This window comes from Pseudonocardia xinjiangensis, assembly GCF_050948425.1.
Classification (GTDB): Bacteria; Actinomycetota; Actinomycetes; order Mycobacteriales; family Pseudonocardiaceae; genus Pseudonocardia; species Pseudonocardia xinjiangensis.
In genome coordinates, this window is sequence record NZ_CP192009.1 from 481701 (window position 1) to 494735 (window position 13035).

Annotated in this window: 14 protein-coding genes; 10 read left to right on the top strand and 4 right to left on the bottom strand. The window is 68.9% G+C overall.

Annotated elements, in window-relative coordinates:
- Nucleotides 1–215 precede the first annotated feature (215 nt).
- The 4 genes from ACQPZA_RS02330 to ACQPZA_RS02345 all read left to right on the top strand — a co-directional run bounded on the left by ACQPZA_RS02330 (nt 216) and on the right by ACQPZA_RS02345 (nt 3912).
- Nucleotides 216–896 carry a VOC family protein gene (locus ACQPZA_RS02330; protein ID WP_433277939.1) on the top strand — a complete coding sequence of 227 codons (681 nt, stop codon included), beginning with the start codon at nt 216–218 and terminating at the stop codon, nt 894–896.
- Complete coding sequence (locus ACQPZA_RS02335) at nt 893–2272, top strand: dihydrolipoyl dehydrogenase family protein (protein WP_433277941.1); 1380 nt, start codon at nt 893–895, stop codon at nt 2270–2272. Before ACQPZA_RS02330 ends, ACQPZA_RS02335 begins: the two co-directional genes overlap by 4 nt.
- A 10-nt stretch (nt 2273–2282) precedes the next feature.
- Nucleotides 2283–3041 (top strand): SDR family oxidoreductase, encoded by a 759-nt coding sequence (locus ACQPZA_RS02340; protein WP_433277943.1) that lies wholly within the window; start codon nt 2283–2285, stop codon nt 3039–3041.
- A gap of 145 nt (nt 3042–3186) precedes the next feature.
- The gene (locus tag ACQPZA_RS02345) at nt 3187–3912 is read left to right on the top strand and encodes a hypothetical protein (protein ID WP_433277945.1); all 726 of its coding nucleotides are present in this window, start codon (nt 3187–3189) and stop codon (nt 3910–3912) included.
- Nucleotides 3913–4186: 274 nt separating this feature from the next.
- On the opposite strand, the gene ACQPZA_RS02350 is transcribed toward ACQPZA_RS02345, so the two are convergent.
- Nucleotides 4187–5524, bottom strand: coding sequence for a hypothetical protein (locus ACQPZA_RS02350; RefSeq protein ID WP_433277947.1), 1338 nt, complete (start codon nt 5522–5524; stop codon nt 4187–4189).
- 419 nt (nt 5525–5943) lie between these two features.
- On the opposite strand from ACQPZA_RS02350, the gene ACQPZA_RS02355 reads away from it, so the two are divergent.
- Nucleotides 5944–6375, top strand: coding sequence for a hypothetical protein (locus ACQPZA_RS02355; RefSeq protein WP_433277949.1), 432 nt, complete (start codon nt 5944–5946; stop codon nt 6373–6375).
- Between the two features lie 37 nt (nt 6376–6412).
- Here ACQPZA_RS02355 and ACQPZA_RS02360 read toward each other — a convergent pair whose 3' ends face one another.
- Entirely contained in the window at nt 6413–6901 is a 489-nt protein-coding gene (locus ACQPZA_RS02360; RefSeq protein WP_433277951.1) for a three-helix bundle dimerization domain-containing protein, read from the bottom strand.
- A 191-nt stretch (nt 6902–7092) separates the two neighbouring features.
- Here ACQPZA_RS02360 and ACQPZA_RS02365 point away from each other — a divergent pair, with 191 nt between their 5' ends.
- On the top strand, nt 7093–7494 hold the full coding sequence (locus ACQPZA_RS02365) for a type II toxin-antitoxin system VapC family toxin (RefSeq protein ID WP_433277953.1): 402 nt from the start codon (nt 7093–7095) through the stop codon (nt 7492–7494).
- 22 nt (nt 7495–7516) lie between these two features.
- Here ACQPZA_RS02365 and ACQPZA_RS02370 read toward each other — a convergent pair whose 3' ends face one another.
- Nucleotides 7517–8764 (bottom strand): cytochrome P450, encoded by a 1248-nt coding sequence (locus ACQPZA_RS02370; protein ID WP_433277955.1) that lies wholly within the window; start codon nt 8762–8764, stop codon nt 7517–7519.
- A 101-nt stretch (nt 8765–8865) separates the two neighbouring features.
- Entirely contained in the window at nt 8866–9789 is a 924-nt protein-coding gene (locus ACQPZA_RS02375; protein ID WP_433277957.1) for a LysR family transcriptional regulator, read from the bottom strand.
- Between the two features lie 113 nt (nt 9790–9902).
- On the opposite strand from ACQPZA_RS02375, the gene ACQPZA_RS02380 reads away from it, so the two are divergent.
- The 4 genes from ACQPZA_RS02380 (at nt 9903) to ACQPZA_RS02395 (ending at nt 13018) form a co-directional block, all read left to right on the top strand.
- Nucleotides 9903–10940, top strand: coding sequence for a methyltransferase (locus tag ACQPZA_RS02380; RefSeq protein ID WP_433277959.1), 1038 nt, complete (start codon nt 9903–9905; stop codon nt 10938–10940).
- A gap of 179 nt (nt 10941–11119) precedes the next feature.
- Complete coding sequence (locus ACQPZA_RS02385; RefSeq protein ID WP_433277961.1) at nt 11120–11308, top strand: suppressor of fused domain protein; 189 nt, start codon at nt 11120–11122, stop codon at nt 11306–11308.
- Between the two features lie 294 nt (nt 11309–11602).
- Complete coding sequence (locus ACQPZA_RS02390; RefSeq protein WP_433277963.1) at nt 11603–12667, top strand: sodium:calcium antiporter; 1065 nt, start codon at nt 11603–11605, stop codon at nt 12665–12667.
- 111 nt (nt 12668–12778) lie between these two features.
- Nucleotides 12779–13018 (top strand): hypothetical protein, encoded by a 240-nt coding sequence (locus tag ACQPZA_RS02395; RefSeq protein WP_433277965.1) that lies wholly within the window; start codon nt 12779–12781, stop codon nt 13016–13018.
- Nucleotides 13019–13035 lie beyond the last annotated feature (17 nt).

The window sequence follows — 13035 nt, forward strand, 5'->3', positions numbered from 1 at the left end:
CCCGGCTGGGTGCTTGCGATGGCGGTCCGGCCCGGTCCACTCTGGGTCTGCAGTGGGGCGTGAGCCGGTACGGGCACCTCGATCCGCGGCTGATTCGTCCCTGCGGGGGGACCACCGAGAACGACGAACAGTGACGTCGCCACTCACCGCCAACGGCCGGTAGCAGGAGCGGTGTGAGGGTGTCGGTCGTCCCTGACACCACTCTGGAGGTTGCGATGAGCACGAGGGATGTCCGGATCGACGACGCGAGCGGGAGCACGAGCGTGCCGACCGTCGACCTGAAGTTCGAGGCGGTCGTCATCCCCGTGTCGGATGTCGACCGCGCCAAGGCGTTCTACGGCGGCCTCGGGTGGCGGCTCGATGCGGACTTCCCTTTCGACAACGGCTTCCGGGTCATCCAGTTCACGCCACCCGGCTCGGGCTGCTCGGTCCAGTTCGGCGCGAACATCACCACGGCGCCGCCCGGCTCGGCCCAGGGCCTCTACCTGATCGTCTCCGACATCGAGGCCGCACGCGACGAGCTCGCCGCCCGGGGTGCCGAGGTCAGTGAGGCGTTCCATGCCGGGGAGCCGGGTGCCCAGTACCAGCCCGGTGCCGGGAGCGCTCGGGTCAGCGGGCGCGCGCCCGAGAACGCGAGCTACGGCACCTACGCCACGTTCGCCGACCCGGACGGCAACGTCTGGCTGCTGCAGGAGGTCACCACCCGGCTTCCCGGGCGCGTCGACGCCGCGGAGACCTCGTTCCGCTCGGTAGCCGACCTCGCGAGCGCGATGCGGCGTGCGGAGGCCGCGCACGGCGAGCACGAGAAGCGCACCGGGGAACGCGATGAGGACTGGCCCGCCTGGTACGCCGCCTACATGGTGGCGGAACAGGCCGGGACGGAGCTTCCGACGTGAGCGACTACGACGTCATCGTTCTCGGCGGCGGCGCGCCCGGCGAGCACTGCGCCGCGGCGGTGGCCGCGGGCGGGCTGCGCGTCGCGGTGGTCGAGCGAGAGCTCGTCGGAGGCGAGTGCTCCTACTGGGCGTGCATCCCGTCGAAGTCGCTGTTGCGCCCCGGCGAGGCGGTGCAGGGCGCGCGTGAGGCCGGCGCGAGCGCCCAGATCGACGTTGCCGCCGCGCTGGCCTGGAGGGACTTCATGGTGTCGGACTACTCCGACGCCGGTCAGGAGCGCTGGCTCACCGACCACGGCATCGACCTGCTGCGAGGCGCCGGCCGGCTGGCCGGCACCGGCGTGGTCGAGGTCGACGGCGTCCGCCACACAGCGGAGCACATCGTCGTGGCGACCGGATCGGATCCGATCGTGCCTCCGATCCCGGGACTGAGTGAGCTCGAAGGCGTCTGGGGCACCCGGGAGGCCACGAGCATGACGGCGGTCCCGCGCCGCCTGCTCGTGCTGGGTGGCGGGTCGGCCGGCGTGGAGATCGCGCAGGTCGTGCGCCGTCTCGGTGGCGAGGCGGTGCTCGTCGAGGGCGCTGCCCGCGTGCTTCCCCGTGAGCCCGCGCCGCTGGGCGAGGCGCTCGGCGCGTCCCTGCGGCGGGACGGGATCGAGCTGATGCTCGGGATGCACGCCACCGCCGCGCGTCGGGAGGGTGACGAGTACGTCCTGCAGTTCGACGGCGCTGCGGACCTGCGGGGCGACCGGTTGCTCGTGGCGACCGGCCGGCGCCCACGCGTCGACGGGATAGGCCTCGACACGGTCGGGGTCGAGGCCGATCCCCACGGGATCCGGGTCGACCAGTACATGCGAGCAGGCGAGCGCCTCTGGGCGATCGGTGACGTCACCGGCATCTGGCCGCTCACCCACGTCGGCGAGTACGAGGGTGACGTGGTCGCGGCGAACATCCTCGGCGGTACGCGTCCGGCGAACTACGAAGCTGTTCCGCGAGTCACCTACACAGATCCGCAGGCAGCGGCGGTGGGGGCGGTCGAAGCGCAGTACAGCGCCACGGCCCCGGTGTCGGAGGTGCCGAAGACGGCGACGTACACGCACGCCTACGCCGAGTCCAACGGTTTCCTGACGCTGCTCAGCGACGGCGAGCGACTGACCGGCGCCTACGCGCTCGGCCCCGAAGCCGGCGAGTGGATGCAGCAGGCGACGCTCGCCATCCGCGCACATGTCCCGCTCGACGTGCTGAGCGACACGATCCAGCCCTTCCCCAGCTTCTCGGAGATCTACGACGCAGCGTTGAAGGTGCTCCGCATGCAGATCGCGGACGTGCCGAGGCCGGCGGGACCGATGGACGCGCAGGTAGCGGGCCTGTCGGGGTGAGGAGGGACAGATGAGCGGCGCAACCACGCATGTTCCCGCCCAGCGCGAACCGGAGCTGGCCGGACAGACCGTCGTCGTGATCGGCGGCAGCGCAGGCATCGGGCTGGAGACAGCTCGACGTGCCCGGTCGGAGGGTGCCGATGTCATCCTCACCGGGCGCAATGCCGACCGGCTGGAGAAGGCTGCGCTGGAGGTCGGCACGGAACGCAGTGCGGCCTTCGACGCGAACGACCCGGCTGCCCTGGAGAGGTTCTTCCAGGATCTGCCGGCACCGATCGACCACGTGATGGTCACGGCAGGGGGCCCGCACTACGGGCCCCTGCTGGAGATGGACTCCGGCCAGGTGCGCGAGGCGGTCAGCGAGCACATGGTGCTGGCGCTCGAGGTCGCGCGCAGCGCCGTCGGGCGCATGCGGCCCGGGGGCACGCTCCTGCTCATGGGCGGCACCGGTGCCCGGCGTGTCGGGCACGGCCTCGGGATCGCCTCCGCCACCACCGCCGCGATGCCTCCGTTCGTTGCGGCCCTCGCGCTCGAGCTCGCGCCGGTTCGGGTCAACCTCATCGCCGCAGGCTTCGTGGACACCCCGCTGTCGGCGTCGCTGCTCGGAGGTCGGCTCGAGGAGCGCCGGAACGAGCTGCGGGCGACGCTGCCGATCGGCCGCGTCGTCGGTCCCGCCGACGTCGCCGCGCTCGCCGTCCACATCATGAGCAACACGGCGCTCACCGGCGCGACGTACGACATCGACGGCGGGCAGCAGTTCGTCTCATGACCCGGGGACAGAGCTCGGCCGGCTCAGTTGTGCAGGTCCATTGCCCTGGGGGGGTATGCCTCGCCGGACCGTGTCGTCAGAATGCCATGGCATGAGTCACGACCGGTATCAAGATCCGCCGGGGCCCCCGCCTCGCCCTGGTCCCGTGGCAGGTCGCCAACCGGACCGACCACACCCGGGCGGGTACGACCAGGGCCCGAACCACGGGATACCGCAGGCTCCCGGGCGTCGCCCGCCACCGCCGCCCGATCCCGGCGCATACCAGCGCCCTCCGCAGGCGCCCGGCGGTCGTCCCCGCCGGCCCCCCGGCCCCGGCGGGTACGACCAGCCGCCCGGTCTCGCCGAACAGCCCACGACTCCGGTTCCTCAGCAGGGCCCCCAGCCCACCAGGTACTACGAGCAGCCGCCGCTCCCGGCCCCCGCGCCGTACGAGCAGGATCCCGACCCGCACCCGCGCGAGCGGCCACCAGCGCAGTACCAGCCGGCGGCGGAGCCCTACGAACCGCCGCCACCCCCTCGGGACTACTCCGGCCCGGCGTATCGAGAGCCCGAGGAATCTCCTGTCGACTACCAGCGTGAACGCGACCGCCGCGCCGACCGGACCACTCTCATCGCCAACACCATCCGTGTGGTCACGGCTCTCATCGCGCTTGTCTTCGTGTTGCACATCGTGTTCACCCTGTTCGGCGCCAACCCGGACAGCGGCGTGGTCGCTTTCGTCTACGGCACCGCGAAGATATTCGTCTTCGGCTTCGGCGACGTCTTCACTCCCGGCGATGCCACGATCGGCCTCATCGTCAACTACGGCCTGGCGGCGATCGTCTACCTGGTGGTCGGCCGGGTCATCCACCGCACACTTCGGAACCGCTGAGCAGGTCACGCCATCGGTGACGCATCAGGGTCGTGAGAGATCAGTGTCGAACAGGTGCGTGGCGTAGGTGATGGCCCACCTGCCCGAATTGCGGCTCGAGCGAATCGCCGAGGCCGTGCTCACGACGATGCCCGAGGATCCGCTGTCTCCCCTGTCCGTCTGTCGGCTCTGTGACGAGGCCAGCTGCTCGGCATGCCCGATGGGAGGCTTCGGCATGGGTTGTTGCGGCCGGTGGAACCGGCCGCAACACCCACGGGCTATCGGTGGAGATCGGTCACTTCTGGGAGTAGGCGCCGGGGAAGTCGACCGCCGAACCGGGAACCGGCTTGATCAGGTCCTCCTGCGGCTCGGTCGTGAGGTACCCGACCACCGGGCAGTCGATCAGTGCCTTCATGCTGCCGTACGGCTTGCCGCCGGGTGCAGTGAGCAGGTCGGGGTGTTCGGCTGCGAGCTTGAGGATCTGGAACTCGTCGGTCTGGCGAACGTTCAGCTTCTGGTCGATCGCCTTCTGGGTCCACTCGCCGAACTGTGCCTCCCACAGCGGGCTGTAGGCCGCGCGGCGGTTGTTCTCGGTCAGGGTGGGGAAGTCGCCCTGGACGTTGAGGGGGTCGCCGCCCTCGCTCAGGGCCTTCAGCAGAGCCGTGTTGCCCAGCGAGGCGTCCTCGGTGGCGTGGCCGTCCTTGATCACGTGGATCAGACCCTGCGCCTGAGGGTTGCCCAGGCCGGTCTGGCCGTTGACGAACGGGAAGATCCGCTCGCGGACGCTGCCGAGGAAGTCGTCGCCGCCGGAGAAGGCGGTGCCCGACAGTGCGGGTGCGTAGGTGGCGCGCTCGATGACCGCGGTCGTCGGGTCGTTCGAGTCCGTGGAGATGTAGAGGATGGGCTTGCCGGAGTCGAACCCGCGCACCAGCAGCAGGTCCACCGAAGCCGGGTGGAACGGTCCGGGGCCGGGGGCGTCCTTCTCGTCGGCCGGGTGCACCGCCAGGACCCGCTCCGCGGTGTTGGTGTGATGCTCGACGTCGAACGGCCCGTCGCCGACGGCGACGATGGGGGCGTTGTAGACCGTGGTCGATCCGGCGACGCGGATGAACGGGCTGTACTTGGCATCGCCGACCGCGCCGGGCGTGGCCTCGCTCGGCGGGAAGCCGTTCGGGCCGGCCTTCAGCACCCGGGTCGGGCTGAAGTCGGGAACTCCGGCGAAGTGGACGGTGGCCTCACCGAACACGTTGTCCGGGGCGCCGGTCAGAGTGACGTTCTGAACGCACGTCTGGCAGCCGATCGACGCGTTGGCGAGCTTGGGCGCGAAGTTCAGGCCGAGATCGTCGGCCGGCCCCTGTTCCGAGGCCTCTGTGATGACGTACCAGACGGTCTTGCCGTTGAACTCGCCCCGGTGCAGTGGCAGCCGGACGAACTCGTTCTTCAGATCGATCTTCACGGCGCTCGGCAGGATCGTCTTGGCCGCAGGCAAGATCCCGCTCGTGGCGCCGGTGGACGGCGGGGCAGGCGGTGGCGCGGCGTTCGCCTGCGCGCCGACAACGCCGGCCAGCATCGAGGCCACTGCCACCCCGACGAGGGAACTTCGGAGCACCCAGCGGCGACCATGAATCTTCATGTAAAGCTCCTGAAATGATTCGGGAAAGGAAAGGTACGCGAGCCGGGCTGTCCACCCGTGGTGGGAGAAGTCACTCCCGAGCTGGCGCCGGTAACGCTAGCCCGGGTTTTGCTGCGGATTCCTTACGAAGACCTTATGGATTGGGTTGGCCGCTCCAAAAGAATTCGTGCAGAGGGTGCGATTCGACCAGGGACTAGACCGGCCGGCCCATGGCGGGATGCTCCGCGACAAAAGTCGGAGGGCCGTGGTCAGCCGTTCGCGGACGCGCCCACGTTCGCGCCGGGGGTCGGAAGCTGAACGAGCACGAGCGGGACGAACAACGCAGAGTGAACGCGAGGAGAGATCGAACCTTGCGCCCTCGGTGGCCCGGGCAGCCTCTATGATCAACAAGCAGTCGCATTCACCGAGCTGGGGGAAGAATGACCTGGAGCGAGATCCGGGATCTGCACGTCGAGTTCCTCGCCGAGCAGGGATTCCGCCCGAAAGTCGATGACGAGGGAGACATCCACTTCCGCTACGAGGGCCGGCACCACTTCATCATGGAGTCGCAGGAGGACACGTACTTCCACCTGCTGTTCCCCAACTTCTTCCCGCTCACGAGCGGGACCGAGGTCGAGGCGGCGGCGCTCGCGGCGTCGTCGGCGACCCGGGTGACCAAGGTCGCCAAGGTGTACCTCAACCCGGCGATGGACAACGTCTGCGCATCCGTCGAGTTGCTCGTGGCCAAGCCGACGGACGTCCACGACCAGTTCCTGCGCTGCCTGGGCATCCTCGGTACGGCGACGGGGAAGTTCCTCGAGGAGATGACGGCTCGGCTGGACGGCGCTCAGCCGGGCGTCCGGACCGCGTGAGCCGGCGGCCGGGCCCGACCTGCTCGGGCCCGGTCCGTCAGTTCCCGGTCTCTTCCGGCGTGAGCAGCTTGCGGACCGCCCGCTCCACCAGCACCGGCAGGTAGTCGCGCACCGTGGCCGAGTCGAGGACCGTGCGCTGCTCGGCGATGTGAGCCAGCACGACATCGGATCCGACCGTTGGGGCGAAGTCGCGGAGCAGCCGCGCCGTCACGTTCTCCCACTGGCTCGCCATGCGTCGTTCCTGCGCCCGAGCCACGGCGTCGTCCGGATCCGCCGGCTCGCCCGGCACGCCGTTGTTCGGGTCCTGCCGCGGCTGCGCCAGTTGCGCCATGAGAGCGGGCGATCCGGGCAGCCACATGCGATCGGCCGGACCGTCCGCGGTGACGCCTGGCTGCGCGAGCTTCAGGTTCTGGTCGATCTTCCGCTGGACGAGCTTGATGTTCTCATCGGCTCTCGGCGGAATCGGCTGCGTCCACGTGGACGAGATCCGCGGACGGACTCCGTCCACCTCGGGCGATGTGCTCATGGATGCACTCCTGCGGTCGCGGGCAGGCCGGTTGCGCTGGGCCGGGAGACGGCCCGGCATCAAACGTTGATCAACTGCTTCCGGAGATTACCCGACCTCGTCCACATGCAGCCGTCCGCAGTCTCCGAGCAGTCCGACAGACTGGGCCGGCCGTGAAAAGGCACCATCGGAGGACAAATGGGGGAGAACACATGACACGGTTCGTCGTCGACTGCGGAGCTGTTCTTCATCTGGCCGGGGAGGGGATTCGCGTTCCGGCCGAGCACGAGCTTCTCGCGCCGACACTGTTGCGGTCGCAGACACTCTCGACCCTCCACGAAGCGGTGCACCGGGGAGAGCTGCCGTCGGATGTCGCCCTGGCCCGGCTCGCGCGCGTCAAGGCGATGCCGATCCGGCTCCTGGGCGACGCCGTGCTCCGGCGTCGGGCATGGGATCTCGCCGAGAAGATGGGGTGGGCCGAAACCTACGTCGCGGAGTACCTGGCACTGACCCAGTTGCAGGCGGATGCGTTCATCACGACGGACGCCGATCTGGCGCGCCGGGTGGACGGCGTAGTTCCCATCGCGTCGATCGAGGTGCTGTCGACGATCTGAGTGCTGCTCGGGCCCAGGCTCCTCAGGTCCGCTCCAGCAGCAGCCGCTGTGGACCACGGAACGAGATGTTGGGCGGGAAGGTGAGTTGCTGGTCCCGGACCAGGGCGAGATCGGGAGCGAGGCTCGTGAGCAGTTCGAGAACGATGCGGACCTCCATCCGGGCGAGCGGTGCCCCGAGGCAGAAGTGGATTCCCTTGCCGAACGCGAGGTGGCGAGCGGCGTCCGGGCGGCGGATGTCGAAGGTGTCGGGGTCGGGGAACCGGTCGGCGTCGCGGTCGGCCGAGCCCAGCAGCAGCATCAGCTTCGCGCCCGCCGGCACGTCCACGTCCCCGATCCGCACCGGCTGGGTGGTGATCCGCCGCCACGCGAGCACGCTGGTGTCGAACCTCAGCACCTCCTCCACCGCGTTGGTGATCAGCGAGGGGTCGGCGCACAGCGCCTCCCACTGGTCGCGGTGCTCGAGCAGGCGGCGGATCGTGTTCGTGGTCAGGTTGGTGGTGGTCTCGTGCCCGGCGAAGCTCAGCCCGTAGATCACGCCGATGATCTCGTCGATGGACAGCTGCTCGGGATCATCGAGGTGGACCCGGATGTGGTCGCTCGTGAAGTCGTCCTGCGGGTCGGCGAGCCGGTCGGCGACGAACTGCTCGCAGTAGCGCCAGTACCGGGCCATGTTCGTCGCGATCTCGCTCTGCTCGGTCGCGGACGGCAGGCCCCATGAGAACGCCATCCGGTTGCCGCACCAGCTCTTGAGCATCTCGGTGTCCTCGGGTGGGAAACCGATCAGCGTGAAGATCATGTACGCGGGCAGTGGGAACGTCAGCTCCTCGACCACGTCGAACCGCCGGCCGCTGACCATCCGTGTCGCGAGCTCCTCGGCCTTCGCCCGCACCTTCGGCTCGAGGGCTCCGGTGCGGCGGGCAGAGAACGCGCGCAGATTGTGCCGCCGGATCCGGGTGTGCTTCGGCGGGTCGGCGCTGGACATCGTTGCGCCGGCCCGGAACCCGCCGTCCCGCAGCGTGGTGCGCGCCTCGTCGGCGAGGGGGAAAATCGGGTCCTGCGCGATCGCCGCCGAGAATGTGCCGGGATCGGTGAAAATCCGCTCAATATCGACATAGCGGGTGACCACCCACATGTCGAGATCAGGAGCGTGGAACGCTGGTGCCTCGGCCCGTACCTGCGCCAGGTGTGGATACGGATCGTGTAGGTAGTCGGCGGCAAAGGGATCGAAGGACCGGTGGGCAGGACATGTCGAGCTGGTTGTCGGGCTCATCGGTGCTCCTCGAAGGATTGCATGCGGGTGCCTACTGCGAGCATGGGCGCGCTGCCGCGCGATGTAAAACGTGATCTCCTGGCCCGGTGCATGAGTAATGCTCATGAAGAGCGGTTCGAAGGTCCGCTCTGCAGCACTTTCCGGCAATGCGCCATGAATGCCTGTGCGCGTCGGGTCAGCTGAACGGAGGTGGGCCAGGCCAGCACCACCGGCGTGGGGTCGATCGGATCGGCCAACGGTCGTGTCACCAGCGGTAGACCCTCATAACTCACCTCCACCTCGGGACGCTGGATCAACATCGAGAAGCCGTAGCCGCGCGCAACGAGCGACCGCACCATCTCGAAGTTGGCGGTGCTGTGCCGGATCCTCGGTATGACGCCCGCCGCGGCGAGCACGCTGCTGAAGTGGTGCCGGCTCGGCGGGAAGTCGAGCATGATCATGTCGTGTGCGGCCAGGTCGCTCAGCCGGACCGACAGGCCGTCAGCCAGGGGGTGCTCCGGGGCGAGCAGCACGTACGGCGTGGTCGTGTACACCGTCTCCCGCTCGATGCCGGACATGATGTCCATGTCATAGAGCAGCGCGACCTCGCACCTGCCCGCGAGCAGCATCGACTGCAGGTCCACCAGCGACCCTTCGACGAAGTCCAGGTCGACGCCCGGGTGCTCGGCGTGGAAACTGCCGAGCAGGCCGGGCATGACGAACGGGCCGATGGTCTGGAAGCAGCCCACCACGAGCCGCCCGCGCGGTGACCGGCCCAGGTCCTGGGCGCCCACGCGGAGTTCCTCCGCCCGTCCGAGCAGAGCGCGTGCGTCGGTGATCAGCCGCTGACCAGCCGCGGTGAGCGTCAAGCCCTTCGCGCGCTGGCGCAGCAACAGCTGCACGCCCAGCTGGCGCTCCAGGTCGGCCACGCCCAGCGACACCGCCGACTGGGAGACGTGCAAGGCCTGGGCGGCCTTCGTCATGCTGCCGGCCTCCGCAGCAGCCACGAAGTACGACAGCTGACGCAGACTCAGTTCCTCGACCACATCCCGATTCTGGATTGTCCCCACCAGTCTTGGGGCGCGGCCCTCCTGATGACGAGGTCGTCGGCGCGAAGTCGGTGGACGACACGACCCGATCTCGGGGAGCGTCCCGGCCCATGGGCGACACGAAGATCCAGACATTGCGGGCGCTGGCGGGGCTGGCGACGCCGATGGCGCTGCGCGTGGCGGTCACGCTGCGCCTGGCCGACCGCCTGACCGACGCCGGTGCCACCGCCACGGACCTTGCCGGACAGACCGGGACCGAGCCGGCAGCGATGACCCGACTGCTGGACCACCTCGTGACGCTGGGCGTCCTCGATCGCACGGGCGGTCGCTACCGGACCACCGCACTCGGCGACCACCTCCGAGAGGACGCCGACAACGACCTGCTCGACGAGCTCGACATGACATCGGCCATCGGCCGTGCCGAGCTGGCCTTCGTGGAACTCCGGCACACGATGGAGACCGGGCAGGCCGCCTACCCGCGGCGCTACGGCCAGGACTTCTGGGCCGACCTCGCGGCCACCCCGGCCCTGCAGCGGTCCTTCGACGCCAAGATGACCCGCCGCTTCCGCGAGCATGCACCGAAGATCGCCCACCGCTTCGACTGGCACCGCTTCCGCACCGTCGTCGACGTCGGTGGCGGCCAGGGCACGGTGCTCAGCGCCGTCCTCCAGGCACATCCGACCGTTCACGGCCGGCTGGTCGACCTCGCTCCCACCGCAGCACGAGCCGCGCAGGAATTCGCCGCCGCCGGCTTGAGTGGTCGGGCCAGCGCCGTCGCGGGCAGCTTCTTCGAGCCCCTTCCGGAGGGCGCCGACGCCTACATCCTGTCGGACATCCTCCACGACTGGGACGACGAGCACGCCGGCAAGATCCTGGCCCGCTGCGCCGAGGCTGCCGGATCCGACGGCGTCATCCTGGTGATCGAGCCCGTCCGCGGACGGGGCGCCGACACCGCCATCGATCTCTCGATGCTCGTGTTCTTCGGTGGTCGGGAACGGAGTATCGACGAACTCGCCGAGCTGGCCGCCGGCCACGGCCTGGAACTGGCATCGACGACGCCGGTCACGGAAGGCCGCACCCTGCTCGAGTTCGCCGGCACCAGGACGCGCAAGGCGAAGGAGTCAGGGTATGTCCAGCCCGGGGCGTGAACAGCTACTGGTCTCCCACTACTCGACGTCATGGGGCTCCCCGCGGGCGCGGATCCCACTCGGATGTGGACCTATGCCACTTGTGGCATGTCCCAGCCCGGCGGCGACCGGATGCTCGAACTCCCATGTTCGGCCCTCGGCCCGCATGGGAGCTGGTAGAGATTCTCACGGTGGTTGTCGTGGATCATGGTCCGAGCCTCGAGAACCTGTCACTGCCGGATGGCTCGACGGTCAGATGTGCATGGCTGATCCCCATCACCTCCGCCGAGGTGCGGTACAAGAAGAAGCACGGGTTGGAAGCGCTCGAGGAACGGTTCGAGGCCGGTGGACTCGATTACCTCGACCCACACCGGGCCAGTGTCTGCTGAATGTCCTCCTCGCCACCCGCAGGCGTCGACGGCGCTCGCGATCGTGGTGCAGGCGTGGGCCACCCCGGGCGTGTTGCCGGCCCGGGTGGCCCCGAGGCCCTGGTCGAACTGGCAGGCAACGGGCAGGCGCAGCCGCGGCGGCGCCCACCCACGACGAGAACCGGGGCCCCGCCCGGCCCTGGTGCCGCTCCAGAACATCGGGATGATCGACTCATAACACGCTGTGCCGGGGAACTCCAGCCTTGACTTTCGGTCCACCAACCGTTCTCCTCATCCTGAGGAGGATTGTCCGATATGACGTCGATACTCATCTTCATCGCCGGAGCAGCACTACTCATTTACAGCGCCGAGAAGCTGATCGTCTACGTCGTCGGCGCGGCGAGCGGCCTGCACGTGTCCGTGTTCCTGCTCGCCATCATCTTCACGGGAATCGAGTTCGACGACGTCGCCCTCGGGGTGGCTCTGAACCTCGAAGACCTCAGTGGCGTTGCTCTCGGCACGGTTTTCGGAACGGCGATATCGATGACCGGGATCGTGCTTGCGCTTGCCGCGATCATCGCGCCGACCAGAGTGAACATCTCGCGCGACTACATCGTGCTTTTCGCTGTGGCACCGCTGGTGATGGTCCCGTTCATTCTGACCGGTCCGCTCACCGCCGTTCACGGTGTCGTGCTCGTGCTCCTGTTCGTGCTCTTCATCGCCTATGTCGCCGCCCGGGAGCTCAGGAGTAGTACGCCTGTCTTCCGCAATGCGGAGATACTCGAGAAGATCGAAGTGGGCGGCGGTGCGGGACGCCCTTCGCCGGGTGTCGACGAGCCCGTCGAGAAGCTCACGAGCAAACCCCCGTTCGAGGTGACGGTGCCCTTCAACAGGGCGCGCAAGCTCCCCGGCTGGGCGGGAATCGGGCTGGCCGTCGTCGCGCTCGCCGGCCTCATTCTCGGCGCCTACGCCACCAGCATCGGAACCGAGGGCATCCTCGAGGAGTACGCGATCGAGGGCGCTCTGTTCGGTGCCACCATCGCCACTCTGGTGCTCACGCTCGAGGACATCTTCCTGACCGTCGTGCCCACCCGCAGAGGTGCGCCCGAGATCGGGGTCGGCAACGTCATCGGCAGCGTCGTCTTCGGGGTCACCGGGAAGCTCGGCATCATCCTGCTCGCGGGTGGCAGCATCGTCGTCGGTGACGACGTGCTCTCCTGGCACCTGCCCGTGCTCGTCGTCATGACCGCCGTCGCGGCGTACTTCATCTACAGCGGCCGGCTCAGGCGCTGGCACGGGTTCGTGCTGCTGGCGCTCTACGTCGCCTACTGGGTCATCAGCTTCACGATGTTCGGGGAAGCCCCGATCGAAGCCGAGTGACCCTCCCGAGGACTGGCAGCATCTTTGCAGTCATGGACGGTTCTGCCAGTAGTCCTGGGCTCCGTCGCCTGGCACCGTAGAGACCGGTTCCGAGGCATGGAGGTGGAGAACATGGCCGGACGTGTGAGTGATCTGTTCGGACGGGTTCGCGCTGCCCTCCGGCGGCTCGACGAGCTCGAGCAGCGGCGGGCCCTGCTGGACCGGCCGTGGGAGGAGGAGTTCCTCCACTGGGCTGCTGACGGGAGCCTCCACGGCAGCCGGCTGCCCCCGGCCGGGAAGTACCGGCGTGGTCACAGCACCACGACCGGCGGATGGTGCCCGTGCGCCCACTCCCACCCGGTGCGGCCGTAGCGCAGGTCACGCGGGTG

Excerpts from the sequence above, each read along its gene's own strand:
- ACQPZA_RS02330 (WP_433277939.1), top strand. The coding sequence starts at position 216 with ATGAGCACGAGGGATGTCCGGATCGACGACGCGAGCGGGAGCACGAGC.
- ACQPZA_RS02340 (WP_433277943.1), top strand. The coding sequence starts at position 2,283 with ATGAGCGGCGCAACCACGCATGTTCCCGCCCAGCGCGAACCGGAGCTG.
- ACQPZA_RS02350 (WP_433277947.1), bottom strand. The coding sequence starts at position 5,524 with ATGAAGATTCATGGTCGCCGCTGGGTGCTCCGAAGTTCCCTCGTCGGG.
- ACQPZA_RS02355 (WP_433277949.1), top strand. The coding sequence starts at position 5,944 with ATGACCTGGAGCGAGATCCGGGATCTGCACGTCGAGTTCCTCGCCGAG.
- ACQPZA_RS02360 (WP_433277951.1), bottom strand. The coding sequence starts at position 6,901 with ATGAGCACATCGCCCGAGGTGGACGGAGTCCGTCCGCGGATCTCGTCC.
- ACQPZA_RS02365 (WP_433277953.1), top strand. The coding sequence starts at position 7,093 with ATGACACGGTTCGTCGTCGACTGCGGAGCTGTTCTTCATCTGGCCGGG.
- ACQPZA_RS02370 (WP_433277955.1), bottom strand. The coding sequence starts at position 8,764 with ATGAGCCCGACAACCAGCTCGACATGTCCTGCCCACCGGTCCTTCGAT.
- ACQPZA_RS02380 (WP_433277959.1), top strand. The coding sequence starts at position 9,903 with ATGGGCGACACGAAGATCCAGACATTGCGGGCGCTGGCGGGGCTGGCG.
- ACQPZA_RS02390 (WP_433277963.1), top strand. The coding sequence starts at position 11,603 with ATGACGTCGATACTCATCTTCATCGCCGGAGCAGCACTACTCATTTAC.
- ACQPZA_RS02395 (WP_433277965.1), top strand. The coding sequence starts at position 12,779 with ATGGCCGGACGTGTGAGTGATCTGTTCGGACGGGTTCGCGCTGCCCTC.